The 23330-nt window shown below is 70.4% G+C and carries 20 protein-coding genes; 9 read left to right on the forward strand and 11 right to left on the reverse strand.

All coding sequences use genetic code 11. The features are described 5' to 3' along the window. Positions 1-45: 45 nt before the first annotated feature. The 4 genes from BMW78_RS13105 to BMW78_RS13120 all read right to left on the reverse strand — a co-directional run bounded on the left by BMW78_RS13105 (position 46) and on the right by BMW78_RS13120 (position 4487). Entirely contained in the window at positions 46-984 is a 939-nt protein-coding gene (locus BMW78_RS13105; RefSeq protein WP_091760478.1) for a gluconeogenesis factor YvcK family protein, read from the reverse strand. After that, the gene (gene rapZ / locus BMW78_RS13110; RefSeq protein WP_091760481.1) at positions 981-1883 is read right to left on the reverse strand and encodes an RNase adapter RapZ; all 903 of its coding nucleotides are present in this window, start codon (positions 1881-1883) and stop codon (positions 981-983) included. The genes BMW78_RS13105 and rapZ overlap by 4 nt, the downstream gene beginning before the upstream one ends. Next, the gene (gene uvrC / locus BMW78_RS13115; RefSeq protein ID WP_091760484.1) at positions 1876-3954 is read right to left on the reverse strand and encodes an excinuclease ABC subunit UvrC; all 2079 of its coding nucleotides are present in this window, start codon (positions 3952-3954) and stop codon (positions 1876-1878) included. Before uvrC ends, rapZ begins: the two co-directional genes overlap by 8 nt. 104 nt (positions 3955-4058) lie before the next feature. After that, complete coding sequence (locus tag BMW78_RS13120; protein ID WP_091760487.1) at positions 4059-4487, reverse strand: Rieske (2Fe-2S) protein; 429 nt, start codon at positions 4485-4487, stop codon at positions 4059-4061. A gap of 301 nt (positions 4488-4788) precedes the next feature. Here BMW78_RS13120 and BMW78_RS13125 point away from each other — a divergent pair, with 301 nt between their 5' ends. The 5 genes from BMW78_RS13125 (at position 4789) to BMW78_RS13145 (ending at position 9784) form a co-directional block, all read left to right on the forward strand. Next, the gene (locus BMW78_RS13125; RefSeq protein WP_091760489.1) at positions 4789-5925 is read left to right on the forward strand and encodes a branched-chain amino acid ABC transporter substrate-binding protein; all 1137 of its coding nucleotides are present in this window, start codon (positions 4789-4791) and stop codon (positions 5923-5925) included. A gap of 123 nt (positions 5926-6048) precedes the next feature. Further along, positions 6049-7032: a branched-chain amino acid ABC transporter permease gene (locus BMW78_RS13130; protein ID WP_091760492.1), complete on the forward strand. Its 984-nt coding sequence runs from the start codon at positions 6049-6051 to the stop codon at positions 7030-7032. Continuing rightward, the gene (locus tag BMW78_RS13135) at positions 7029-8159 is read left to right on the forward strand and encodes a branched-chain amino acid ABC transporter permease (RefSeq protein ID WP_091760495.1); all 1131 of its coding nucleotides are present in this window, start codon (positions 7029-7031) and stop codon (positions 8157-8159) included. The genes BMW78_RS13130 and BMW78_RS13135 overlap by 4 nt, the downstream gene beginning before the upstream one ends. Then, on the forward strand, positions 8152-9075 hold the full coding sequence (locus BMW78_RS13140) for an ABC transporter ATP-binding protein (RefSeq protein ID WP_091760498.1): 924 nt from the start codon (positions 8152-8154) through the stop codon (positions 9073-9075). Before BMW78_RS13135 ends, BMW78_RS13140 begins: the two co-directional genes overlap by 8 nt. Next, positions 9059-9784, forward strand: coding sequence for an ABC transporter ATP-binding protein (locus tag BMW78_RS13145; RefSeq protein WP_091760501.1), 726 nt, complete (start codon positions 9059-9061; stop codon positions 9782-9784). The genes BMW78_RS13140 and BMW78_RS13145 overlap by 17 nt, the downstream gene beginning before the upstream one ends. Before the next feature lie 99 nt (positions 9785-9883). Here the strand turns inward: BMW78_RS13145 and uvrA are convergent, their stop codons facing one another. After that, positions 9884-13021 carry an excinuclease ABC subunit UvrA gene (gene uvrA / locus BMW78_RS13150; protein WP_091760504.1) on the reverse strand — a complete coding sequence of 1046 codons (3138 nt, stop codon included), beginning with the start codon at positions 13019-13021 and terminating at the stop codon, positions 9884-9886. Here uvrA and BMW78_RS13155 point away from each other — a divergent pair. After that, positions 13020-14930: a glycoside hydrolase family 15 protein gene (locus BMW78_RS13155; RefSeq protein ID WP_281247087.1), complete on the forward strand. Its 1911-nt coding sequence runs from the start codon at positions 13020-13022 to the stop codon at positions 14928-14930. The genes uvrA and BMW78_RS13155 overlap by 2 nt on opposite strands. After that, positions 14927-15652 carry a maleylpyruvate isomerase family mycothiol-dependent enzyme gene (locus tag BMW78_RS13160; protein WP_091760509.1) on the forward strand — a complete coding sequence of 242 codons (726 nt, stop codon included), beginning with the start codon at positions 14927-14929 and terminating at the stop codon, positions 15650-15652. The genes BMW78_RS13155 and BMW78_RS13160 overlap by 4 nt, the downstream gene beginning before the upstream one ends. A 57-nt stretch (positions 15653-15709) precedes the next feature. Here the strand turns inward: BMW78_RS13160 and BMW78_RS13165 are convergent, their stop codons facing one another. The 3 genes from BMW78_RS13165 to BMW78_RS13175 all read right to left on the reverse strand — a co-directional run bounded on the left by BMW78_RS13165 (position 15710) and on the right by BMW78_RS13175 (position 17842). Further along, on the reverse strand, positions 15710-16399 hold the full coding sequence (locus BMW78_RS13165) for a response regulator (RefSeq protein ID WP_177180386.1): 690 nt from the start codon (positions 16397-16399) through the stop codon (positions 15710-15712). Positions 16400-16538: 139 nt separating this feature from the next. Further along, entirely contained in the window at positions 16539-17189 is a 651-nt protein-coding gene (locus BMW78_RS13170; protein ID WP_091760514.1) for a response regulator, read from the reverse strand. After that, on the reverse strand, positions 17186-17842 hold the full coding sequence (locus BMW78_RS13175) for a sensor histidine kinase (RefSeq protein ID WP_143056251.1): 657 nt from the start codon (positions 17840-17842) through the stop codon (positions 17186-17188). Before BMW78_RS13175 ends, BMW78_RS13170 begins: the two co-directional genes overlap by 4 nt. A 173-nt stretch (positions 17843-18015) precedes the next feature. Here BMW78_RS13175 and BMW78_RS13180 point away from each other — a divergent pair, with 173 nt between their 5' ends. Continuing rightward, on the forward strand, positions 18016-18678 hold the full coding sequence (locus BMW78_RS13180) for an MBL fold metallo-hydrolase (RefSeq protein WP_091760520.1): 663 nt from the start codon (positions 18016-18018) through the stop codon (positions 18676-18678). A 21-nt stretch (positions 18679-18699) separates the two neighbouring features. Beyond that, positions 18700-19608 carry an EamA family transporter gene (locus tag BMW78_RS13185; RefSeq protein WP_245735840.1) on the forward strand — a complete coding sequence of 303 codons (909 nt, stop codon included), beginning with the start codon at positions 18700-18702 and terminating at the stop codon, positions 19606-19608. Positions 19609-19637: 29 nt separating this feature from the next. On the opposite strand, the gene BMW78_RS13190 is transcribed toward BMW78_RS13185, so the two are convergent. From BMW78_RS13190 to uvrB, 3 genes are all read right to left on the reverse strand, one after another. After that, positions 19638-20621, reverse strand: a complete 984-nt coding sequence (locus BMW78_RS13190) for a TerC family protein (protein WP_091760523.1) — start codon at positions 20619-20621, stop codon at positions 19638-19640. A gap of 214 nt (positions 20622-20835) precedes the next feature. Further along, the gene (locus BMW78_RS13195; RefSeq protein WP_091760526.1) at positions 20836-21180 is read right to left on the reverse strand and encodes an MmcQ/YjbR family DNA-binding protein; all 345 of its coding nucleotides are present in this window, start codon (positions 21178-21180) and stop codon (positions 20836-20838) included. 6 nt (positions 21181-21186) lie between these two features. Then, entirely contained in the window at positions 21187-23295 is a 2109-nt protein-coding gene (uvrB, locus tag BMW78_RS13200) for an excinuclease ABC subunit UvrB (RefSeq protein ID WP_091760529.1), read from the reverse strand. Between the last annotated feature and the right edge of the window lie 35 nt (positions 23296-23330).

A 23330-nucleotide genomic window follows, 5' to 3' on the forward strand; every position in this document is an offset into this window, starting at 1 on the left:
CTGTCACCCTTGTCCAACACGTCTGGTCCCCCGACCCCGCGCCACTCAGGCACCGAGGATGTCACGGTACGCCGCCGCCAGCCGCAGGGAGTCGTGGTGCCCGGGGTGCTGGCGCTTGGCCACCGGCGCCACCACGACCTCGGCCCCGAGCCGCGCCGCGGCCGCCCGGAGGGCCTCCTCGTCGTCGACCGCCCCCGGGTCGGCCAGCACCACGTCGAGCCGGAGCCGGGGCGCGTGGTCCGCCAGCACCTCGAGGTGGTTGGCGGCCGAGAAGCCCGCGGTCTCGCCCGAGTGCTCCACGTTGAGGGTGAGCAGCCGGCGAGCCGGGGTGTCGTGCAGGGCCGCGCGCAGGGAGGGCACCATGAGGTGCGGCATCACCGAGGTGAACCACGAGCCCGGCCCGAGGATCACCCAGTCGGCGTCGAGCACCGCCTGCACGGTGGCCGGAGGGGCAGGCGGGTCTGCCGGGTCGAGGGTGATGCTGTGCACGCGGCCCTCGGTCGACGCGACGGCGACCTGCCCTCGCACCGTCGTCACCTCGGCCGGCCGCTGGACGTCGTGGCCCTGCACCTCGGCCTCGATCTCCAGCGGCACCGCCGCCATCGGCAGCACGCGTCCGCGGGCGTTGAGCAGGCGCCCGACGAGGTCGAGCCCGGCCACCGGGTCCCGGTTGAGATCCCAGAGGGCGACGATCAGCAGGTTGCCGAGGGCGTGCCCGCCCACCGGGCCGTCGCCACGGAACCGGTGCTGCAGGACGTCACGCCAGGTGTGACCCCACTCCGAGTCCTCACACAGGGCGCTCAGCGCCATGCGGAGGTCTCCGGGCGGCAGCACGTCGAACTCGTCGCGCAGCCGCCCGCTCGAGCCACCGTTGTCGGCCACCGTCACCACGGCGGTGATCTCGTCGCTGACCAGCTTCAGCGCAGACAGCGACGCGTAGAGGCCGTGGCCGCCGCCGAGCGCCACGACCGCCGGACGGGTCACTCCTGCCCCAGGTCGCGGTGCACGACGAAGGTGCCCACGTCGGTGGACCCCAGCGCCACCGCGAGCGCCTCGGCCATGGCCACGGAGCGGTGCTTGCCGCCGGTGCAGCCGACGGCGATCGTCACGTAGCGCCGCCCCTCGCGGATGTACCCGGCGGTGACCGGTCGCATGAGGTCGACGACCCGGTCGATGAACTCGGGCGCACCCTCCTGCGCCATGACGAACTCGGCCACCGGGGCGTCCCTGCCGCTGAAGTTCCGCAGCTCCGGGATCCAGAACGGGTTCGGCAGGAACCGCATGTCGAAGACGAAGTCGGCATCGAGGGGCACGCCGTACTTGAAGCCGAACGACATCAGCGCGATCCGGACCTTCGGCCCGCCGGGCTCGGCGAACACCTGCGACATCTTCTTGGTCAGCTGGTGCACGTTCAGGCCGGAGGTGTCGATGACGACCTGGGCGTCGGCGCGCAGGTCCTCGAGCAGGTCGCGCTCGCGGACGATGCCGTCGAGCAGGCGCCCCTCGCCCTGCAGCGGGTGCGGGCGGCGGACGCTCTCGAACCGCCGCACCAGCGCCTCGTCGGTGGCGTCGAGGAAGACGAGGTTGGGCTGCCAGCCGCGCTCGCGCAGCTCGCCCAGCGACTGCTGCAGGTGGGCGAAGAACCCGCGGGCCCGGACGTCGACGACCGCGGCGATGCGGGTGATCGGCGTGGTCCGCTCCGCCGTGGAGGCCAGCTCGGTCAGCGGCACGAGCAGGTGCGGGGGCAGGTTGTCGACGACGTACCAGCCCGAGTCCTCGAGCACGTTCCCCGCCGTCGTGCGTCCGGCGCCGCTCATCCCCGTGACGATGACGAGCTCCAGTGGGGCCCGGGTCGGGGTGGTTTGGGCGTCGGCCTCAGGCACTCGGCTGCTCCTCGTCGTCGTCGATGACCTCACCGGTCATGAGGTTCACCGCGGGTGTGGCAGGGGATGTTCGGGACAACTGTGCCGCAATGGTGCTGGCCAGCGCAGGTCCGATGCCGGAAACCGCCCGAAGGTCCTCCTCGCTGGCGGCCCGGATCTTCTTCACCGAGCCGAAGTGGCGCAGCAGCGCCTTCCGCTTGGTCTCACCGAGCCCCGGTATGCCGTCGAGCGCGCTCGCGGTCATGGCCTTGGACCGGCGCTGGCGGTGGAACGTGATGGCGAACCGGTGCGCCTCGTCGCGCACCCGCTGCAGCAGGTAGAGGCCCTCGCTGGTCCGCGGCAGGATCACGGGGAAGTCCTGCCCGGGGACCCAGACCTCCTCGAGCCGCTTGGCCAGGCCGACCACCGCGACGTCGTCGACCCCGAGGGCGTCGAGCGCCGCCCGGGCGGCGTTCACCTGGGGCAGGCCGCCGTCGACCACGACGAGGTTGGGCGGGTACGCGAAGCGCTTCGGCCGCCCGGTGTCGGGGTCGACCCGCTCCCCCACCGGGGAGCCGCCCCGGCCCGCGTCACCGTTGCCGTTGCCGCTGCCGTTGTTGTTGCGGTTGTTGTTGCCGTTGTCACGGTCGTCGCCGTCGGGCCCGATCTCGATGTCGGACGCCTGGTCGCGGTCCTCGAGGTAGCGCTGGAAGCGTCGCGTCAGCACCTCGTGCATGGCGGCGGTGTCGTCGACGGTGCCGCCCTCGGTGGCGCCCCGCACGATGAACCGCCGGTACTCCGACTTGCGGGCCAGGCCGTCCTCGAAGACGACCATCGACGCGACGACCTGCGTGCCCTGCACGTGGCTGACGTCGAAGCACTCGATGCGCAGCGGCGCGTCGGCCAGGTCGAGCGACTCCTGCAGCTCCTGGAGCGCCTGGCTGCGGGCGGTGAGGTCGCCGGCACGGGCCAGCTTGTGGCGGGCCAGCGACTGCTCGGCGTTGCGCCTCACCGTCTCCATGAGGATGCGCTTGTCACCGCGCTGCGGCACGCGCAGCTGCACCTGCGACCCGCGCAGCCCGGAGAGCCACTGCACGACCGCGTCGAGGTCCGGCGGGACCACGGGCACGAGCACCTCGCGGGGCACGCCCTCCCCCGACTCACCGCCGTAGACCTGCTGGAGCAGGTGCTCGACGATCTCGGGCACCGACTCGGCGTCCTTCTCGGCCACCCAGCCGCGCTGGCCCCGCACCCGGCCACCCCGCACGTGGAAGACCTGCACGGCCGCCTCGAGCTCGTCCTCGGCGAGGGCGAAGACGTCGGCGTCGGTGCCGTCCCCGAGCACGACGGCCGACTTCTCGAGCGCCTTGTTGAGCGCTCCGATGTCGTCGCGCAGCCGCGCGGCCTGCTCGAACTCGAGGGCCGCCGACGCCTCCTGCATCCGCCTCTCGAGGCGCTTGACGAACTTGGTCGTGTTGCCCGCCATGAAGTCGCAGAAGTCCTCGGCGATGGCGTGGTGCTCATCGGGGGTCACCCGTCCGACGCAGGGCGCCGAGCACTTGTCGATGTAGCCCAGCAGGCACGGGCGCCCGACCTGGCCGGCGCGCTTGAACACCCCGGAGGAGCAGGTGCGCATCGGGAAGACGCGCAGCATCAGGTCGAGCGTCTCGCGGATCGCCCAGGCGTGGGCGTAGGGGCCGAAGTAGCGGGTTCCCTTGCGCTTCGCCCCTCGCATGACCTGTGCCCGGGGGAACTCGTCGCCCAGGGTCACCGCCAGGTAGGGGTACGACTTGTCGTCGCGGTACTTGACGTTGAACCGGGGGTCGAACTCCTTGATCCAGGAGTACTCGAGCTGGAGTGCCTCGACCTCGGTCGACACCACCGTCCACTCGACGCTCGCGGCGGTCGTGACCATGGTCGCCGTCCGCGGGTGGAGCGCGCTGAGGTCCTGGAAGTAGGAGGACAGCCGGGGCCGCAGCGACTTGGCCTTGCCGACGTAGATGACGCGGCGGTCCTTGTCGCGGAACCGGTAGACCCCCGGGTCGACCGGGATCTCGCCCGGTGCGGGACGGTAGGTCGACGGGTCAGCCACGCCCCCACTCTAGGAGGCCGGTCCGACGCCGCCCGCACGGGCGGGGGTTGCCGCGAAGCCGGTGCGCGGCATACCCGCCCACGAGCCGGGCTCGCTGGTCGGCGTCAGGTGACCTTGATGCCGTCCGTGGTCACCGAGACCGTCTTGCGCGGCAGGGGCTGCGTCGCGGGACCCTGCTTGACCTCACCGGTGGCGATGTCGAACTTGCTGCCGTGGCAGGCGCAGTTGATGGTGCCGCCGGAGACGTCGGCGACGATGCAGCCCTGGTGGGTGCACACGGCGGTGAAGGCCTTGAAGTCGCCCTGGGTCGGCTGGGTGATGACGACCTTCTGGTCGGCCAGCACCTTGCCGCCACCGACCGGCACGGTGGCCTTGGAGACCGCGTCCTTCAGCGCGCTCGAGGCGGCGGCGCCGGCGCTGGAGGCCGCGTCCCGGGCGGTGTTCTCGGCGGCACCGCAGGCGGACAGGGCCAGGGCTCCGCCGACGACGCCCGCGGAGTGGAGCAGGGCACGGCGGCTGCAGCAGTCGGACATGGCGTGGTACTCCTCGGGTCGAGTCGCGCCCGCGGGCGCCGGTGCCCCGCGAGTATGCCGCGAGCACCTGAACGCGTGCTGTGACCCCCGGTGCCCAGGCCGGCAGCCGTGCGGAGGTCGGGGTCGCGAGTGGGGCCGTCGGCGCTCCGGTGACGGGCCGACGACCCCCGGGTAACGACACGGTCACCAAAGTTCCCGTAGTGCTTAACGCGAGCACATCCGTGTGTCTACTGTTCAGACACGCCCCCCGGGGTGCCCAAGTGTGCGCGCCGTGCGCATCCAAGTGACTCTAGGAGGAGTCTTGCGTTCCCTCTTCAAGATCGGTGTGCCCGTCGTGGCCGCCGCACTCGCCCTGAGCGCCTGTGGTGGCACCAAGGGCGGCTCCAGCAGTACTGCCGGCGGCTCGAAGGCGTGTGACCTCAAGATCGGCTTCTTCGGGGCCCTCACCGGCGACGCCGCCAACCTCGGCATCAACATCAAGAACGGCGCCGAGCTGGCCGTCAACCAGTACAACGAGAAGAACGCTGACTGCAAGGTCCAGCTCGTCACCTTCGACAGCCAGGGCGACCCGTCGATCGCCCCGGGCCTGGCGCAGAAGGCCGTCACCGACAAGAAGCTGGTCGGCATCGTCGGCCCCGCCTTCTCGGGTGAGTCCAAGGCCGCCGACCCGATCTTCGAGCAGGCCGGCCTGAACACCATCTCCGCCTCCGCGACCAACCCGGCGCTGTCCGAGAACGGCTGGAAGACCTTCCACCGCATCCTCGGCAACGACGCCACCCAGGGCCCGGCCGCCGCCAAGTACATCAAGGACGTCCTGAAGGCCCAGAAGACCTTCGTCATCGACGACTCCTCGGAGTACGGCAAGGGCCTCGCCGACATCGTGCGCAAGGACCTGGGCAGCCAGGTGGCCGGCAACGACTCGATCCAGCAGAAGCAGACCGACTTCTCCGGCAGCGTCACCAAGGTGACCGCCTCCAAGGCCGACTCGCTGTTCTTCGGCGGCTACTACGCCGAGGCCGCGCTGATCGTCAAGCAGCTGCGTGCTGCGGGCTGGAAGGGCACCTTCGTCGCTGCTGACGGCGTCAAGGACGACGGCTTCATCAAGGCGGCCGGCGCTGCCGCCGAGGGCGCCGTCGTCACCTGCCCGTGCCTCCCGCCGGACCAGGCCCCGGAGTTCGCGACCGCGTACAAGAAGGCCTACAACTCCGACCCGGCCACCTACTCGGCCGAGGCCTACGACGCGGCCAACGTCTTCCTCGACGCGATCAAGGCCGGCAAGACCAAGTCCGCCGACATCACCTCCTTCATCGGGTCCTACGACAAGAAGGGCGTGACCAAGCAGGTCCAGTTCAACGACAAGGGCGAGCCGGCCCACGTGTCCGTCTGGGCCTACAAGGTCCAGGGCGGCAAGATCGTTCCGGACCAGGAGATCAAGTAGTCCACCGGTAGCGGCCAGGGCCTCGTCTGAACGGGCCCTGGCCGCTACCGTGTCCCCGTCCGGGCCGCCCCGCCACCCGCCCGCCTGTCGGTGTGCCGGCCCCCCATCCCCCACGGAGGTCGCATGGACCTGCTGATCAACCACTTCTGGGAACTGACCATCACCGGGCTCGCGATCGGCGCGGTCTACGCGCTGGTGGCCCTGGGCTACACGATGGTCTACGGCGTTCTCCGCCTCATCAACTTCGCCCACTCCGAGGTCTTCATGTGGGGCAGCTTCGCCGCCGTCTGGGCCCTCATGGCCGTCGGCGCCGGGAAGGCGTCGGGGCTGGGGCTGGCGGGGTACCTCGTCATCGGCTTCGTCGCCGCGATGACGGTGTCGGCCCTCATCGCCATGCTCCTCGAGCGGGTCGCCTACCGGCCGCTGCGCAAGCGCAACTCCCCGCCCCTGATCGCCCTCATCTCCGCGATCGGTGCCTCGTTCGCGCTGTCCGAGCTCATGGGCCTGCGCGACAAGCCCCTGGGCTGGTTCAACCTCGAGAACCTCCGGGACTACCTCGGGCGCCCGCGCGAGAACCTCCCCCTGCCGCTGCAGATCCAGACGAAGGCGGTCTTCCCCGTCTTCAACTACGACGTGACCAACATCGACCTCATCGTCCTGCTGTCGGCGATCGTCATGATGGTCATCCTCGACCAGTTCATCCGCCGCTCCCGCCTCGGCCGCGGCATCCGCGCCGTGGCGATGGACCCCGAGGCCGCCGCCCTGATGGGCATCAACCGCGACCGCGTCATCCGCCTGACGTTCCTCATCGGCGGGATCATGGCCGGCGCCGCCGCCATGATGTACCTGCTCAAGATCGGCGTGACGCGCTACAACGCGGGCTTCATCCTCGGCGTGAAGGCCTTCACCGCAGCCGTCCTCGGCGGTATCGGCAACATCCGGGGAGCCCTGCTCGGTGGCTTCGTCCTCGGTGTGGCCGAGAACTACGGCTCGGCCCTCTTCGGCTCGCAGTGGAAGGACGTCGTCGCGTTCTTGCTGCTCGTCGTCATCCTGCTGTTCAGGCCGACCGGCCTGCTCGGCGAGTCCCTCGGGAAGGCCCGCGCATGAACGCCGTCCGGAACTTCTTCCACTCGATCCGTGTCCGCCTCGGCAAGCTGCCCCGGTGGGCGCAGCTCGTCCTGTGGGGGCTGGTCGTGCTGCTGGTCTACCTGCTGCCGATCATCAACCCGCCGTTCCTCACGACGACGGGCTCCGACTTCGGCGCGGTGCTGTTCTCGTGCGCGATGTACTCCCTGGTGGCCATCGGCCTCAACATCGTCATCGGCTACGCCGGCCTGCTCGACCTCGGCTACATCGGCTTCTTCGCGATCGGCGCCTACACCGTCGGCATGCTCGGCTCGGCCCACGCCACGCTGCCGCTGATCCTGCTCGTCCCGGCAGCGATCGTCGTCACGATGATCTCCGGCGTGCTCCTCGGCGCCCCGACGCTGCGGGTCCGCGGCGACTACCTGGCCATCGTGACGCTCGGGTTCGGTGAGATCGTCCGCCTGGTGCTGGTCAACTCGGGCTGGACCAACGGCAGCCGCGGCATCTCGAACATCCCGACGCCGCCGAGCATCGAGCTGTTCGACATCCCCCACATCTCGTGGCAGGGCCTGACCGCCTTCGTCGACCTCGAGACCACGACGACCTTCCTGAAGTTCAGCGTCACCGACTCCGTGCCGTACTACTGGCTCACCCTGACGCTGGTCTTCATCGTGCTGTTCCTCGACTGGCTGATGCAGAACTCGCGCGTCGGCCGGGCGTGGGAGGCGACCCGTGAGGACGAGGACGCCGCCGAGCTGATGGGCGTCCCGACGTTCCGGTTCAAGCTGCTCGCCTTCGCGACCGGCGCGGCCATCGGTGGCCTGTCGGGCGCGATGTTCGCCACCAAGCAGCAGTTCATCAACCCGGAGAACTTCACCATCATCTACTCGGTGCTGTTCGTCGCCATGGTCGTCGTGGGCGGCCAGGGCAACCGGTGGGGTGTCGTCTTCGCCGCGGTGCTGCTCACCTGGGCGCCGGAGAAGTTCCGCTTCCTCGCCGACGGACGCTTCTTCCTCTTCGGCATCCTGCTCATGGCGCTGGCCATCTTCCGCCCGCAGGGCTTGATCCCACCGAAACGAACGGTGCGCGCCCGCAAGGCGGAGGAAGAGGAAACCGAGATCCTGGAGGAGGGACACGCCCATGCCTGACACCACCCCCGGGGCCCTCGGGTCCCACGACGAGGCCCACGACGGAGCCCACGACGGGTCCCGCTCCGCCCGCCGGGAGGACATCGTCACCAACCCGGACACCTCGGTCGACATCAGCGTGGAGGAGGTCACCGACCTTCCCCCCGGCAAGATGCTCGAGGTCGACGACGTGACCCTGCGCTTCGGCGGCGTCACCGCCCTCGACGGCGTCTCGTTCCACATCAACACCGGCGAGATCCTCGGCCTGATCGGTCCCAACGGTGCCGGCAAGACGACCTGCTTCAACGTCATGACCGGCGTCTACCAGCCCACGTCGGGCGGGGTCCGGTTCATGGGCGAGCCGCTGGGCCGGCGCAAGAAGTTCGAGATCACCAAGCTGGGCATCGCGCGCACGTTCCAGAACATCCGGCTGTTCCACAACATGACGGCCCTGGAGAACATCCTGGTCGGCGCGGACGCGCACCACTCGACCGGCATGGCGTCCGCCCTGCTGCGGCTGCCCAAGCACCGTCGTGAGGAGGCCGAGGGCATGGACCGTGCCCACGAGCTCCTCAAGTTCATGGGGCTGGAGCGCCGTGCCGACGAGCTGGCCCGCAACCTGCCCTACGGCGACCAGCGACGGCTCGAGATCGCGCGGGCCCTGGCGACGAACCCCAAGCTGCTGTGCCTCGACGAGCCGGCCGCGGGGTTCAACCCGGCGGAGAAGGTCAGGCTCATGGAGCTGATCCAGACCATCCGCGAGCAGGGCTACACCGTGCTGCTCATCGAGCACGACATGCGGCTCGTCATGGGCGTCACCGACCGGATCGTGGTGCTGGAGTTCGGCAAGAAGATCGCCGAGGGCCTGCCCGCCGAGATCCGCGACAACCCCGCCGTCATCGCGGCCTACCTGGGAGTTGATGAGAGTGCTTCTTGAGGTTGACGACCTCTGCGTCAACTACGGACGCATCGAGGCCATCCGCAACGTCTCCTTCACCGTCGACGAGGGCGAGATCGTCACGCTCATCGGTGCCAACGGCGCCGGGAAGACGACGACCATGAAGACCGTCTCCGGGCTGCGCCCCGTGCGCCTGGGGTCGATCCGGTTCCAGGGCAAGGACATCACCAACATGCCCGCGCACGACCGGCCGGTCCTGGGGATCGCCCAGTCCCCCGAGGGCCGCGGCTGCTTCGTCGGCATGTCGGTGCTGGAGAACCTCGACATGGGCGCCTACGCGCGCAAGGACCGCAAGTCGCCCAAGGTCAAGGAGGACCTCGACCGCGTCTTCGGGCTGTTCCCCCGCCTGGCCGAGCGCAAGTCCCAGGTGGCGGGCACGATGTCCGGTGGCGAGCAGCAGATGTTGGCCATCGGCCGCGCCCTCATGGCAGACCCCAAACTGCTGCTGCTCGACGAGCCGTCGATGGGTCTGGCGCCCAAGCTCATCCAGCAGATCTTCGACATCGTCACGGAGATCAACAAGCAGGGCACCACGGTGCTGCTGGTCGAGCAGAACGCCGCCCAGGCGCTCAAGCGGGCGCACCGTGCCTACATCCTCGAGACGGGTGAGATCGTCCGCGAGGGCACCGGCGCCGAGCTCGCCGCCGACCCGGCCGTGAAGGCGGCCTACCTCGGCGGCGACACCTGACCGGAACCGGTCCTCGTATGCCGCGTGCGCGGCATACCCGCGAAGGCCCCCGAGGTGTCTCCTCGGGGGCCTTCGCGCTGGGTCGGCGGGAACGCCGGGTCAGGCCTTGCGCGCCGACCGCTTGGCGGCCGGCTTCCTGGCCGCTGCTGCCTTGGTCGTGGTGGCTTTCGTCGTGGTCGACTTCGTCGCGGTGGCCTTGGTCGTGGTGGCCTTCGTCGCCCTGGCCGCCGTCGCCTTCGCCTTGGCCGTCGGCGTGGCAGCCGAGCGGGCGGCTGCGGTCTTCTTCGCCGCCGACCCGGTGCCGGTCGGGCGGTCCGGCGTGCGGGCGCTCTTGGCGAGCACCGGACCGAGGAACCGGCCGGTGTGGCTCTCGGGCACCTCGGCCACCTGCTCCGGCGTGCCCTCGGCGATGACCCGGCCTCCGCCGCTGCCGCCCTCGGGACCCATGTCGACGATCCAGTCGGCGTTCTTGATGACGTCGAGGTTGTGCTCGATGACGATCACGGTGTTGCCCTTGTCGACCAAGCCCTGGAGCACCTGGAGGAGCTTGCGGATGTCCTCGAAGTGCAAGCCGGTGGTCGGCTCGTCGAGCACGTAGACCGTGCGCCCGGTCGAGCGCTTCTGCAGCTCGCTGGCGAGCTTGACGCGCTGCGCCTCCCCACCGGAGAGGGTCGGTGCGGGCTGGCCGAGCCGGACGTAGCCAAGGCCGACGTCGTTGAGCGTCTTCATGTGCCGGGCGATGGCCGGGACCGCCGCGAAGAAGTCGGCCGCCTCCTCGATGGGCATGTCGAGGACGTCGGCGATGGTCTTGCCCTTGAAGTGCACCTCCAGGGTCTCGCGGTTGTAGCGCGCGCCGTGGCAGACCTCGCAGGGCACGTAGACGTCCGGCAGGAAGTTCATCTCGATCTTCAGCGTGCCGTCGCCCGAGCAGGCGTCGCAGCGGCCGCCCTTGACGTTGAAGGAGAAGCGGCCCGGCTGGTAGCCGCGGATCTTTGCCTCGGTGGTCTCGGCGAACAGCTTGCGGATGTTGTCGAAGACCCCCGTGTAGGTGGCCGGGTTTGACCGCGGCGTGCGGCCGATCGGGCTCTGGTCGACGTGCACGACCTTGTCGAGGTGCTCGAGGCCCTTGACGGTCTTGTGCCGGCCGGGCACCTGGCGGGCGCCGTTGAGCTTGTTGGCCAGCACGGTGTAGAGGATGTCGTTGACCAGGGTCGACTTGCCCGAGCCCGAGACGCCCGTGACCGCGACGAGGTTGCCGAGGGGGAAACTGACGTCGACTCCGGTGAGGTTGTGCTCGCGGGCGCCGACCACCGTGACGTCGCGCCCCTTCTCCTGGGGGCGGCGCTCGACCGGCGTCGGGATCTCGAGGCGGCCGGAGAGGTACTTGCCGGTCATCGAGTCGGGGTGCTCGAGCAGGCCCTTCACCGGTCCGGAGTGGACGACGTGGCCGCCGTGCTCCCCCGCACCGGGGCCGATGTCGACCACCCAGTCGGCGGTGGCGATGGTGTCCTCGTCGTGCTCGACCACGATGAGCGTGTTGCCGAGGTCGCGCAGCCGGGTCAGCGTCTCGATGAGCCGGTGGTTGTCGCGCTGGTGCAGGCCGATGCTCGGCTCGTCGAGCACGTAGAGGACGCCGACCAGCCCCGAGCCGATCTGGGTGGCGAGCCGGATCCGCTGGGCCTCGCCACCGGAGAGCGTGCCGGCCGGTCGGTTCAGCGAGAGGTAGTCGAGCCCGACGTCGAGGAGGAACCCGAGGCGGGCGTCGATCTCCTTGATGACCCGCTCGGCGATCTGCCGCTCCCGCGCCGTGAAGTCGACCTCGCCGAGGAACTTGGCGCAGTCGGCGATCTGCAGGGCGCAGACGTCGGCGATGCTCCGGCCGCCGACGAGGACCGCCAGCGACTCGGGCTTGAGGCGGGCACCCTTGCACTCGGGGCACGGGATCTCCCGCATGAAGCCCTCGTAGCGCTCCCGGCTCCACTCGGAGTCGGTCTCGGCGTGGCGGCGCTTCACGAAGGGCACAACACCTTCGAACCCGGTCGTGTAGGACCGCTCGCGGCCGTAGCGGTTCCGGTACCTCACGTGGACCTTGTAGTTCTGCCCGTACAGCAGGGCCTCCTTGGCGCGCTTGGGCAGCGAGTGCCAGGGCGCGTCCACGGAGAACTTGAGGTCCTTGGCCAGGGCGCCGATGACGCGCTGGAAGTAGTCGGCCGACCCGCTGCCCTGCGCCCACGGGGCGATGGCGCCCTCGGAGATCGACAGGTCCTCGTCGGGCACCAGGAGCTCGGGGTCGACCTCGAGCTCGGTGCCGATGCCGGTGCACTTGGGGCAGGCACCGAACGGGCTGTTGAACGAGAAGGAGCGGGGCTCGACCTCGTCCATGGACAGGGGGTGGTCGTTGGGGCAGGCCATCTTCTCGGAGAAGCGGCGCTCCCGCTCCGGGTCGTCGGCCTCGCGGTCGACGAACTCGACCACCAGCACGCCCCCCGCCAGGCCGAGGGCGGTCTCGACCGAGTCGGTCAGCCGGCGCTTGGCGCCCGCGTCGCCGCCCTTGGCCACCAGCCGGTCGACCACGACGTCGATGGTGTGCTTGACCTGCTTCTCCAGCTTCGGCGGCTCGGTCAGGGAGACCACCTCGCCGTCGACACGGGCGCGGGAGAACCCCTTGCTCTGCAGCTCGGTGAACAGGTCGACGTACTCGCCCTTGCGGGCCCGCACGACCGGGGCGAGCACCTGGAAGCGGGTGCGCTCGGGGAGCTCGAGGAGCCGGTCGACGATCTGCTGCGGCGACTGGCGGGTGATGGGCTCACCACAGACCGGGCAGTGCGGGCGGCCGGCGCGGGCGAAGAGCAGGCGGAGGTAGTCGTAGACCTCGGTGATCGTGCCCACGGTCGAGCGCGGGTTGCGGTTCGTCGACTTCTGGTCGATCGACACCGCCGGCGAGAGGCCCTCGATGAAGTCGACGTCGGGCTTGTCCATCTGCCCGAGGAACTGCCGGGCGTAGGCGGAGAGCGACTCGACGTAGCGGCGCTGGCCCTCGGCGAAGATGGTGTCGAAGGCCAGGGACGACTTGCCCGACCCGGACAGGCCGGTGAAGACGACGAGGCTGTCCCGCGGCAGCTCGACGGAGATGTCCTTGAGGTTGTGCTCGCGCGCGCCGCGCACGACCAGGTGGTCGTGCTGCGGTCGGAGGGCGTTCGAGGGACGTTGGGTGGGCACAGAGGTCACGCCGTTCATGCTAAGTGTCACCACCGACAGCCGCCGCATCGCGGCAGCCGGCGCCCGCCCTGACAGCCGCCGCTCCACGGCATACGGTGACCCCATGGTGACCCCCATCGAGGACTATGCCGTGCTCGGCGACACCGAGACGGTGGCCCTGGTGAGCCGGGAGGGCTCGATCGACTGGCTGTGCCTGCCGCGGTTCGACTCCCCCGCCTGCTTCGCGGCCCTGCTGGGTACGCCGGAGCACGGCCGCTGGCTCATCGGGCCCGCCGAGCCGGCCACCACGACGCGCCGCTACCTCGAGGAGACCTTCATCCTCGAGACCGTGCACGAGACCCCCTCCGGCCGGGTCAGGGTGACCGATCTCATGCCGGTGGGCGACGGGCGGTCCGACGTCATCCGCCGGGTCGAAGGGCTCGACGGCACCGTGCGCATGCGTCACGAGTGGGTGGTCCGCTTCGGTTACGGCAAGGTCCGGCCGTGGGTGTCGCGCTCCCCGGTGCACCACCACGACGACGACGTCATCGCCGCGATCGCCGGGCCCGACATGCTCGTGCTGCGCGGCGACCGGCTCCCCCACGGCGAGGACGGCCACCACCGCGACGAGTTCGAGGTCTCGGCCGGCGAGACGGTCACCTTCACGCTCACCTGGTTCGAGTCCTGGCGCGACATCCCCCCAGCGCTCGACGTGGACGAGCAGGTCGCCAGCACCCGGCGACGCACCGACGCGTGGGCCGACCGGTGCACCTACGAGGGGCCCTACCGCGACCAGGTCGTCCGCTCGCTGCTGACCCTGCGCCTGCTCACCGACACGCGCTTCGGCGGCATCGTGGCAGCCGCCACGACGAGCCTGCCCGAGGACCCGGGCGGCCAGCGCAACTGGGACTACCGCTACTGCTGGCTCCGCGACGCGTCGCTGACCCTCGAGGCCTTCCTCGCCTGCGGCTACGTCGCCGAGGCCCGCGTCTGGCGCAACTGGCTGCTCCGGGCCGTGGCCGGGGACCCACAGGACCTGCAGATCATGTACCGGGTGGACGGGTCGCGCGAGCTCCCCGAGCGCGAGCTCGACCATCTGCCCGGGTATGCCGGCTCATCACCCGTGCGCGTCGGGAACGACGCCGTGTCGCAGCGCCAGATGGACGTCCTCGGCGAGGTCATGATCGCCCTGCACGAGGCCCGCGCCCGCGGGTTGGAGACCGACGGTGAGGCCTGGGCCATGCAGCTCGCCCTCGTCAACGAGCTGGCGGACCACTGGGACGAGCCGGACAACGGCCTCTGGGAGGTGCGCGGGCCGCAGCGGCACTTCACCCACTCGCGGGTCATGGTGTGGGCCGCCTTCGACCGGGCGGTGCGTGCCGTCGAGGAGAACGACCTCGACGGACCCGTGGACCGCTGGCGCGACCTGCGCGACCGGGTCAAGGCCGAGGTGCTGGAGAAGGGGTTCGACGAGCAGCGCAACACCTTCACCCAGCACTACGACACCAGCGAGGTGGACGCGTCGCTCCTGCTCATCCCCATCGTGGGCTTCCTGCCGCCGGACGACGAGCGCGTGCTCGGCACCATCGCCGCCGTCGAGCGCGACCTGCTCAGCGACGGCCTCGTCCTGCGCTACCGCACCCAGTCGGGCGTCGACGGCCTCCCCGGCGACGAGCACCCGTTCCTCGCCTGCTCGTGGTGGCTCGTCAGCGCCTACGCGATGGCAGGTATGCCGGACAAGGCCCAGGCGCTGATGGACCGGCTCGTCGGCCTGCTCAACGACGTGGGCCTGGTGTCCGAGGAGTACGACCCGCAGCACGAGAGGATGGTGGGCAACTTCCCGCAGGCGTTCTCGCACCTCACCCTGATCGGCGCCGCCCACGCGATGGCCCAGGCACAGCGGACCGGCGCCTCGAGCAGCGGCCAGCAGATACCGTCGGGCCCATGACCTCCACCGCCCCGTCGACCGGCCCCTCCATCGAGCAGGACCTCGGCCTGGTCGAGACGGCCACCACAGCCGTGCTCGCCACCGCCTCCCGGCTCACCGACGACGACGTCGCGGCGGCCTCGCTGTGCGAGGGCTGGACGCGCGGGCACGTGCTGACCCACATCGCGCGGAACGCGGAGGCCATGGTGCGCCTGACCCGCTGGGCGGTCACGGGCGAGCGCGAGGAGATGTACCCCGGCGGCACCGAGAAGCGCGACGCCGACATCGAGGCCGGGGCGGGCCGGGGGGCCGCCGAGCAGCTGGCCGACCTGCGTGGCACCGCCTCCGCCCTGGCGGAGGACTTCCCCCGCCTGGGCGGCGACCTCGCCACGTCGGAGGTGGAGATGCGCGGCGGGTACGTCGTCCGCTCGGCCTCCCTGCCCTTCCTGCGGCTGCGCGAGCTGGTGCTGCACCACGTCGACCTCGACGCCGGCTACACCCTTGCCGACGTCGAGGGTCCGGTGCTCGTGCGCCTGCTCGACGACGCCGTGTCCCGGCTGCGCCTGTCGCACCGCGCCCCGTCCCTGACGCTGCGCACCGACGAGGGTGACACCTGGACCGTCGGCTCGGGTGACGCGGAGGTCACCGGTCCGCGCCACGGCATACTGCTCTGGCTCGCCCGGCGGATCCCCTCGGGCGTCTCCAGCGCGCACGAGCTCCCGCAGCTCCCACGAGGAGCCTGACCGTCTGCAGGCGCGCATCGCGCCTGGCCGCGGGTCCCGCGGGCCCCGCGGCTCTGTTCAGCCTGCGTTGGCCCGCTTGTGGACCGCCGAGGTCCCCTGGACACCGGCCCGGCGGGCGATGGCGACCGCGGCGAGCGCGGAGTGCACCTTGAGCTTGTGCAGGATGCTCTGCACGTGGGTGCGCACCGTGTTCGGTGAGACGTGCAGCAGCTCGCCGATCTCGTTGCGGGACATGCCCTCGACCAGGCAGCCGAGCACGTCGAGCTCACGCTGGGTGAGGCTGCGGATGCCCTCGGCCTCGGACACCGACGCCTGCGGCTGACCGGACAGCGACACCAGCACGTTGGTGAGCAGCGCAGCCGGGATGTGGGTCTCCCCCCGCGCCACGCCGCGCAGCGCCGCCGTGAGCGAGTCGATGTTGGCCGTCTTGCTGACCCAGCCTCGGATGCCGGACTGCACCGCCTCGAGCACCTGCTCGCCGCCCTCGACGCCGGTCACCACGACGATGCCGGACTGCGGCCAGCGCCGCAGGATCTCCCGACCGAGGGCCAACCCGTCCTCGTCCCCGAGAATGAGGTCGAGCGTGACGACGTCGCACGGCGCGGTGGAGAGCACGTCGAGCGCCTGCTCCGTGTTCGCCGCCTTGCCGACCACCACGAAGTCCGGCTCGTCCGCCAGCCTGACGGCAAGCGCGTCCACGAACACCTGGTGGTCGTCCACGATGACGACCCGGATGGGCTTCTCCATGTCCATCAGACTGCCGCCTCACCGTCCGGGGGGGACCCCGCCTCGGTCTGATCTCGGTCTACGTCAGAAGGACGACCCCACCGTCACGGGCCTCGCCCGCGGTCCCGCGCACCCCGGCAAGGAGTGCGGTCGGCCGCCGTCAGCGCAGGTGTACCGGCCAGGTCTCTTCCGACGCGTGGGCCGCCATGAGGGCGGCCGCCTGTAGGCGTGAATGTACGCCGAGCTTGGTGAGAAGATTCTGAACGTGCGTCCGTGCGGTGCTGCGCTGCACGCCGAGGCTGTCGGCCATCTGCTCGGTGGTCTGCCCCTCCATGATGCAGCGCATGACCTCCCACTCCCGGTCGGTCAGGAACTGCAGCGCCCAGAGCGGGTCGTCGCTGGGCTTCTGCGGCCGGAGCGCCTGCTGCAGCAGCATGGGGTCCACGGCGACGTGTCCGTTGGCGGCCTGGGTCAGCATGTCGACGATCTCGGCGATCGGCTTCTCCTTGCCGACGTAGCCGGAGGCGCCCTCGGCGATGGCGCGCCCCACGACGGCGTGGTCGGACTCGGCCGAGAGCATGACGACCTTGGTCTCCGGGCTGGCGTCCCTGATCCGGCGGATGGCCATCAGGGAGGAGCCATCCGGGAAGTTCACGTCGAGCAGCACCACGTCGGGCCGGTGCTCGGCCGCAGCGTCCACCGCGTCGTCGGGGCAGGAGACCAGCGCGACGACGTCGTGCCCCCGCTCACCCAGGGCCAGGCCGAGGGCTTCGAGAAGGAGTCGGTGGTCGTCGCAGACCACCAGCCTCATGACGCGACCGAGCCTGACCGAGTCGACAGGCTCGTCCGGCGGCTCACCGACTGGAGGCAGATCTCGGCCTCCGCACCGGCATCGGCACCGGACCGCAGGTCGAAGGTGCCGTCGCAGGCGGCCACCATCGCCCGGGTCGTGGTGAGCCCCAGCGACGTGCGCGAGGCGACCTTGCCGAGCCCTGGTCCGTCGTCGGCGATCGTCAGGTGCACGCACTCCGGTTCCTGCTCGACGGTCACCTGGACGTGCCCACCCGCGCCGGCGGCGCGGATCGCGTTGTCCAGGACGCACGCCACGGCCCGCCCGAGGGCGACCGGACGGGCCCACGCGTACGCGTGGCCCTCCGACCGGACCGTGACCTCGCAGCCGGCGGTCGGTCGGGCGCGTTCGGCCGCCATCGCGGCCAGCTCGGCCACGTCGACGGCCTGGACGGCGTCGGTCGAGGCGTCGGTCAGCACCGTGTCGACGAGCTGGCTCAGCCAGCGGGCCTGGTCGGTGATGACCTCCATCTTCCGGCCTACGTCTCCGTCACCGGAGCCGGACAGCAGCAGGATGGCGGCCAGCGGCTGGCGCAGGTCGTGACATAGTGCGCGGATGGTGTCGATGTCCCGGGACGACGCGGCGCGAGACAGGTCTTCTACGAGAGCGGTCATGTGCGGTTCCTCACCCAACTTCACGACCGGTGCACCGGCACCCCCTGCCGATACTCCCCTGTCGTGACCGCTCCAACGTAGGTCCGCCGAAAGACGGCCGACAATAGTTATTCGGGACTAGGAAGCGGGCCGTTGTCAGCCCTGGTCACTCCGTACATTGCAGGATGGGACCCATGACGTACACCGGAGACGTGCAGCCCGGCGGTGCCGCAGCCACCCGCGAGCTCGGCGACGCAACCCTACGCAAGCTGGCCGTCTCGGAGATGGCCAACAACGTCTACCTGCTCACGTGCCGGCGTACCGGTGCGCAGCTGATGGTCGACGCGGCCGCCGACCCGCAGGCATGCCTGGCCCTGGTCGCCGAGGGGGGCGGGCGGCTCGACCTCGTCGTGACCACCCACTCGCACTGGGACCACCACCGGGCGCTCGCGGACGTCGTCGCCGCCACCGGCGCCTCCACGGCGGCCGGTGCCGCCGACGCGGACGGCCTGCCGGTGCGACCCGACCGCCTGCTCCACCACGGCGACCGCATCGAGGTGGGCGACCTCGTGCTCGACGTGCTCCACCTGCGTGGCCACACGCCCGGGTCGGTCGCGCTGGCCTGGGCCGAGCCCGGCGGCCGGACGCACCTCTTCACCGGCGACTCGCTCTTCCCGGGCGGGGTCGGCAACACCAAGAACCCGGGCCAGAGCTTCGAGTCGCTCATCGAGGACGTCACCACGCGGGTGTTCGACGTGTACCCCGACGACACGTGGGTCTACCCGGGGCACGGGGGCGACACCACGCTGGGGGCGGAGCGCCCGCACCTGCAGGAGTGGCGCGACCGCGGCTGGTAGCCCCTCAGTACGGTGGAGCCCGTGCCCCGAGCCTCCACCGCAGCCGCGACCAGGGCGTCGGCCGTCCCCGCTCCCCTCCTCGTGCTGGCGGCCGTGGTGTCCGTGCAGTTCGGCGGAGCCCTGGCAGCGACACTCGTACCCGAGATCGGCGCACCCGGCTCGGTGACCCTGCGGCTGCTCTTCGCGGCCCTCGTGCTCGGCGCCGTGGCCCGTCCCCGCCTGCGGGGCCACAGCCGCGGCGCCTGGCTGACGGTGGTGCTGTTCGGGCTCGCGCTGGGCCTGATGAACCTGTCCTTCTACGCCTCGCTGGCCCGGCTGCCCATCGGCGTGGCGGTCACCATCGAGTTCCTCGGACCCCTCACCCTCGCCACCGTGCTGTCGCGACGCCTCGTCGATGTGCTGGCCGTCGTGGCGGCCGGGGCCGGGGTGACGCTGATCTCGCAGGCACTGACCGTGCCGCTGGCCGACCTCGACTGGGTCGGGCTGGGGCTGGCCGCCACGGCGGGCGCCTGCTGGGCGGCATACATCATCCTCAGCCGCCGCACCGGGGCCGCGTTCGCCAGCCTGGACGGGCTCGCCCTCGCGATGGCCGTCGCCCTCCTCGCAGTCGCGCCGTTCGGGTTGGGGACCGTGCCGTCGTGGTCGGGCGAGGTCGTGGCCAAGGGCCTCGGCATCGCCCTGCTGTCGTCGGTGCTGCCCTACTCGCTCGAGCTGCTGGCGCTGCGCCGGCTCAGCCCCCGGGTGTTCGGCATCCTGCTCAGCCTCGAGCCGGCCGCCGCCGCGCTCGCCGGGTGGCTGGTGCTCGGCCAGTCGCTGACCGGGCACCAGCTCGCCGGCATGGCGCTGGTGGTCGCGGCCAGCGCCGTGGTCATGGGCGCCGGCCGTCGCAGGCAACCCGCCGACCCCGCCGCCATCGCCCAGTCAGGCTGAGCCTGCTCGAGGCAACGGCGGACCGGTCGTCAGGCCGAGCGCAGGTTGTTGTCGCGGCGGGTCTTGAGAAGGCTCGCGACCGTGGTGACGCCGAGGATCACCACGATGGCACCCAGCGACACCGAGATCGGCACCTCCGGCACCGGCACGTGCTCGCCGCCGTTGATGAACGGCAGCTCGTTCTCGTGCAGCGCGTGCAGCACCAGCTTGACCCCGATGAACGCGAGCAGCACCGCCAGGCCGAGGCTGAGGTAGACCAGGCGCTTGAGCAGGCCGCCGATGAGGAAGTACAGCTGCCGCAGGCCCATCAGCGCGAAGAGGTTGGCCGTCAGCACGAGGTACGGCTCCTTGGTGAGGCCGTAGATCGCGGGGATCGAGTCGAGCGCGAAGAGCAGGTCCGTCGTGCCGAGCGCCAGGATGACGAAGAACATGGGGGTGGCCAGCCGGCGGGCGTCGACCCGGGTGAAGAGCCGCGTGCCGTGCCAGTCCTGCGTGGCGGGGAACCGGCGCTCCATGTACTTCATGAAGCGGTTCTCCTCGTACTCGTCGTCGTCGCTCTCGCCCTCGCGGGAGAGCTTCACGGCGGTGTAGATGAGGAACGCGCCGAACAGGTAGAAGACCCACGAGAAGTTGTTGATCGCCGCCGCGCCGAGGGCGATGAAGATGCCGCGCAGGATGATGGCGATGACGATGCCGATCATCAGGGCCGACTGCTGGTACTTCTCCGGCACGGCGAACTTGGCCATGATCAGCAGGAAGATGAAGAGGTTGTCGACCGACAGCGAGTACTCGGTCAGCCATCCCGCGAAGTACTGCCCCGCGAAGGTCGACCCGGCGAAGTACCAGACCCCGAGCCCGAAGAGCACGGCGGCGCCGACGTAGACGCCGAGCGCCGTTCCGACCTCCTTGGTCGAGGGCACGTGCGGGCGTCGGGCGATGACGAAGATGTCGATGGCGAAGACGAGGATGGCTGCGCCGATGGTGGCGAACCACACCCAGACAGGGATGTTCACTTAGGGTTCCTTCCGGTCACGTACGTGACCGGAGGTCTCTCCCGCCCTGGTGAAGGTGGCGGACCGGCTCCCCGGGCCCACCCCGGGCCACGACGGGTATGCCGTGTGCGCCGGTGGGCCGTGATGACGAGGACACCGCGTGGGGATACTCCCCTCCGATCGGTCTCCACGAGTCTTCCAGACGGCCTCGGCCGCCTCAAACCCGGGTCAGCCGTCACGCCGAGGGACGCCGCGCCTTCGGCAGCTTGGCGACCACGGTGTCGTACGACGCGTCCACGGCCTCGAGGATCTCCTCGTCGGGGATCGCGCCTCCGATGCGCAGGCTGTTCCACCCGCTGCGTCCGAGGTAGGGCATCACCCGGGCGTCGTCGGGGTACTGCAGCAGCCACTCGTCGGCCTCGGCGCGGTTGGCGCCGCACTTGACGCCGACGGCAGTGCCGTCACCGATGAACGCGAAGATCTTCTCGCCGACCTTGGCCACGGTGTCGCCCTCCCACGACTCGTCCTGCCAGGCCCCGGGCTTGCCCAGGCAGTGGGCCAGCAGCTCCGCCGGCGTCATGGTCGGCTACTTGGTGGCCGCGCTCATCTGGCGCAGCTCCTTCTTGAGGTCGCCGATCTCGTCGCGCAGCCGCGCGGCGAGCTCGAAGTGCAGGTCGGCCGCGGCCTGGTGCATCTGGGTCGACAGCTCCTGGATGAGGTTCGCCAGGTCGTTGGCCGGCAGGTCCTTGAGCCGGTCGGAGGCGACCCCGGCGTCGGCCTGCACCGTGCCCCGGCCACCGCGGCCACCGGACTTGCCGCGCGACTGCGAGCGGCCCGAGCCCATGAGCGCCTCGGTGTCGGCGTCCTCGCGCTGCAGCATGTCGGTGATGTCGGCGATCTTCTTGCGCAGCGGCTGCGGGTCGACCCCGGCCTCCTTGTTGTAGGCGACCTGCTTCTCGCGCCGGCGCTGGGTCTCCTCGATCGCCTCCTGCATCGAGGGGGTGACCTTGTCGGCATACATGTGCACCTGGCCCGACACGTTGCGGGCGGCGCGGCCGATCGTCTGGATCAGCGAGCGCGTCGAGCGCAGGAAGCCTTCCTTGTCGGCGTCGAGGATGCTGACGAGCGAGACCTCGGGCAGGTCGAGACCCTCGCGCAGCAGGTTGATGCCGACCAGCACGTCGTACTCGCCGAGACGGAGCTCGCGCAGCAGCTCGACGCGGCGCAGGGTGTCGATGTCGGAGTGGAGGTAGCGGACCCGGACCCCCTTGTCGAGGAGGTAGTCGGTGAGGTCCTCGGCCATCTTCTTCGTGAGGGTGGTGACGAGGACCCGTTCGTTCTTCTTGGTGCGCTCGTTGATCTCGTGCAGCAGGTCGTCGATCTGGCCCTTGGTCGGCTTGAGCACGACCTCGGGGTCGATGAGGCCGGTGGGCCGGATGATCTGCTCGACGACGCCGTCGCCCTTGGCCAGCTCGTAGGGGCCGGGCGTCGCCGACAGGTAGACGGTCTGGCCGATGCGCTCGAGGAACTCCTCCCACTTCAGCGGGCGGTTGTCCATCGCCGAGGGCAGCCGGAAGCCGTGGTCGACGAGGGTCCGCTTGCGCGACATGTCGCCCTCGTACATCGCGCCGATCTGCGGCACGGTGACGTGCGACTCGTCGATGACGAGCAGGAAGTCCTCGGGGAAGTAGTCGAGCAGGCAGTTCGGCGCCGAGCCACGCGCCCGGCCGTCGATGTGCAGCGAGTAGTTCTCGATGCCCGAGCAGGAGCCGACCTGGCGCATCATCTCGATGTCATAGGTGGTGCGCATGCGCAGGCGCTGGGCCTCGAGCAGCTTGCCCTGCTTCTCGAAGGCGGCGAGCTGGTCTGCCAGCTCGAGCTCGATGCCGCGGATGGCCCGCTCCATGCGCTCCGGACCGGCCACGTAGTGCGTGGCCGGGAAGACGTACATCTCCTGCTCCTCGCGCACGATCTCGCCCGAGACCGGGTTGAGGGTGTAGATGCGCTCGATCTCGTCGCCGAAGAACTCGATGCGCACGGCGAGCTCCTCGTAGACGGGGATGATCTCGACCGTGTCGCCGCGCACGCGGAAGGTGCCTCGGGTGAAGGCGAGGTCGTTGCGGGTGTACTGCATCTGGACGAACCGGCGCAGCAGGTCGTCGCGCTCGATCTCCTGGCCGACGCGCAGGCGCGCCATCCGGTCGACATACTCCTGCGGCGTGCCCAGGCCGTAGATGCAGGAGACCGAGGCGACGACGATGACGTCGCGGCGGGTCAGCAGCGAGTTGGTGGCGCTGTGGCGCAGCCGCTCGACCTCGTCGTTGATCGACGAGTCCTTCTCGATGTAGGTGTCCGTCTGGGGGACGTAGGCCTCGGGCTGGTAGTAGTCGTAGTAGCTGACGAAGTACTCGACGGCGTTGTGCGGCAGCAGCTCACGGAACTCGTTGGCGAGCTGGGCCGCCAGGGTCTTGTTGGGCGCCATGACGAGCGTCGGCCGCTGCACCTGCTCGATGAGCCAGGCGGTGGTGGCGGACTTGCCGGTGCCGGTGGCGCCGAGCAGCACGACGTCCTGCTCCCCCGCGTTGATGCGGCGGGCGAGCTCGGCGATCGCGGCGGGCTGGTCGCCGGCGGGCTGGTACTCGGACTCCACCTTGAACGGGGCCACCGTCCGCTGGATGTCGGTCGTGGGGCGCATGGGTCAACGGTAAGCCCGACCACCGACAGCCCACG

The sequence above is a fragment of the Pedococcus cremeus genome, from assembly GCF_900111375.1.
GTDB lineage: Bacteria > Actinomycetota > Actinomycetes > Actinomycetales > Dermatophilaceae > Pedococcus_A > Pedococcus_A cremeus.

Bases quoted from the DNA above. Each gene is read 5' to 3' on its own strand.
- BMW78_RS13120 (WP_091760487.1), bottom strand. From the start codon at position 4,487: ATGTCCGACTGCTGCAGCCGCCGTGCCCTGCTCCACTCCGCGGGCGTC.
- BMW78_RS13130 (WP_091760492.1), top strand. From the start codon at position 6,049: ATGGACCTGCTGATCAACCACTTCTGGGAACTGACCATCACCGGGCTC.
- BMW78_RS13135 (WP_091760495.1), top strand. From the start codon at position 7,029: ATGAACGCCGTCCGGAACTTCTTCCACTCGATCCGTGTCCGCCTCGGC.
- BMW78_RS13140 (WP_091760498.1), top strand. From the start codon at position 8,152: ATGCCTGACACCACCCCCGGGGCCCTCGGGTCCCACGACGAGGCCCAC.
- BMW78_RS13145 (WP_091760501.1), top strand. From the start codon at position 9,059: ATGAGAGTGCTTCTTGAGGTTGACGACCTCTGCGTCAACTACGGACGC.
- BMW78_RS13155 (WP_281247087.1), top strand. From the start codon at position 13,020: ATGCTAAGTGTCACCACCGACAGCCGCCGCATCGCGGCAGCCGGCGCC.
- uvrA (WP_091760504.1), bottom strand. From the start codon at position 13,021: ATGAACGGCGTGACCTCTGTGCCCACCCAACGTCCCTCGAACGCCCTC.
- BMW78_RS13160 (WP_091760509.1), top strand. From the start codon at position 14,927: ATGACCTCCACCGCCCCGTCGACCGGCCCCTCCATCGAGCAGGACCTC.
- BMW78_RS13165 (WP_177180386.1), bottom strand. From the start codon at position 16,399: ATGGAGAAGCCCATCCGGGTCGTCATCGTGGACGACCACCAGGTGTTC.
- BMW78_RS13170 (WP_091760514.1), bottom strand. From the start codon at position 17,189: ATGAGGCTGGTGGTCTGCGACGACCACCGACTCCTTCTCGAAGCCCTC.
- BMW78_RS13175 (WP_143056251.1), bottom strand. From the start codon at position 17,842: ATGACCGCTCTCGTAGAAGACCTGTCTCGCGCCGCGTCGTCCCGGGAC.
- BMW78_RS13180 (WP_091760520.1), top strand. From the start codon at position 18,016: ATGACGTACACCGGAGACGTGCAGCCCGGCGGTGCCGCAGCCACCCGC.
- BMW78_RS13195 (WP_091760526.1), bottom strand. From the start codon at position 21,180: ATGACGCCGGCGGAGCTGCTGGCCCACTGCCTGGGCAAGCCCGGGGCC.
- uvrB (WP_091760529.1), bottom strand. From the start codon at position 23,295: ATGCGCCCCACGACCGACATCCAGCGGACGGTGGCCCCGTTCAAGGTG.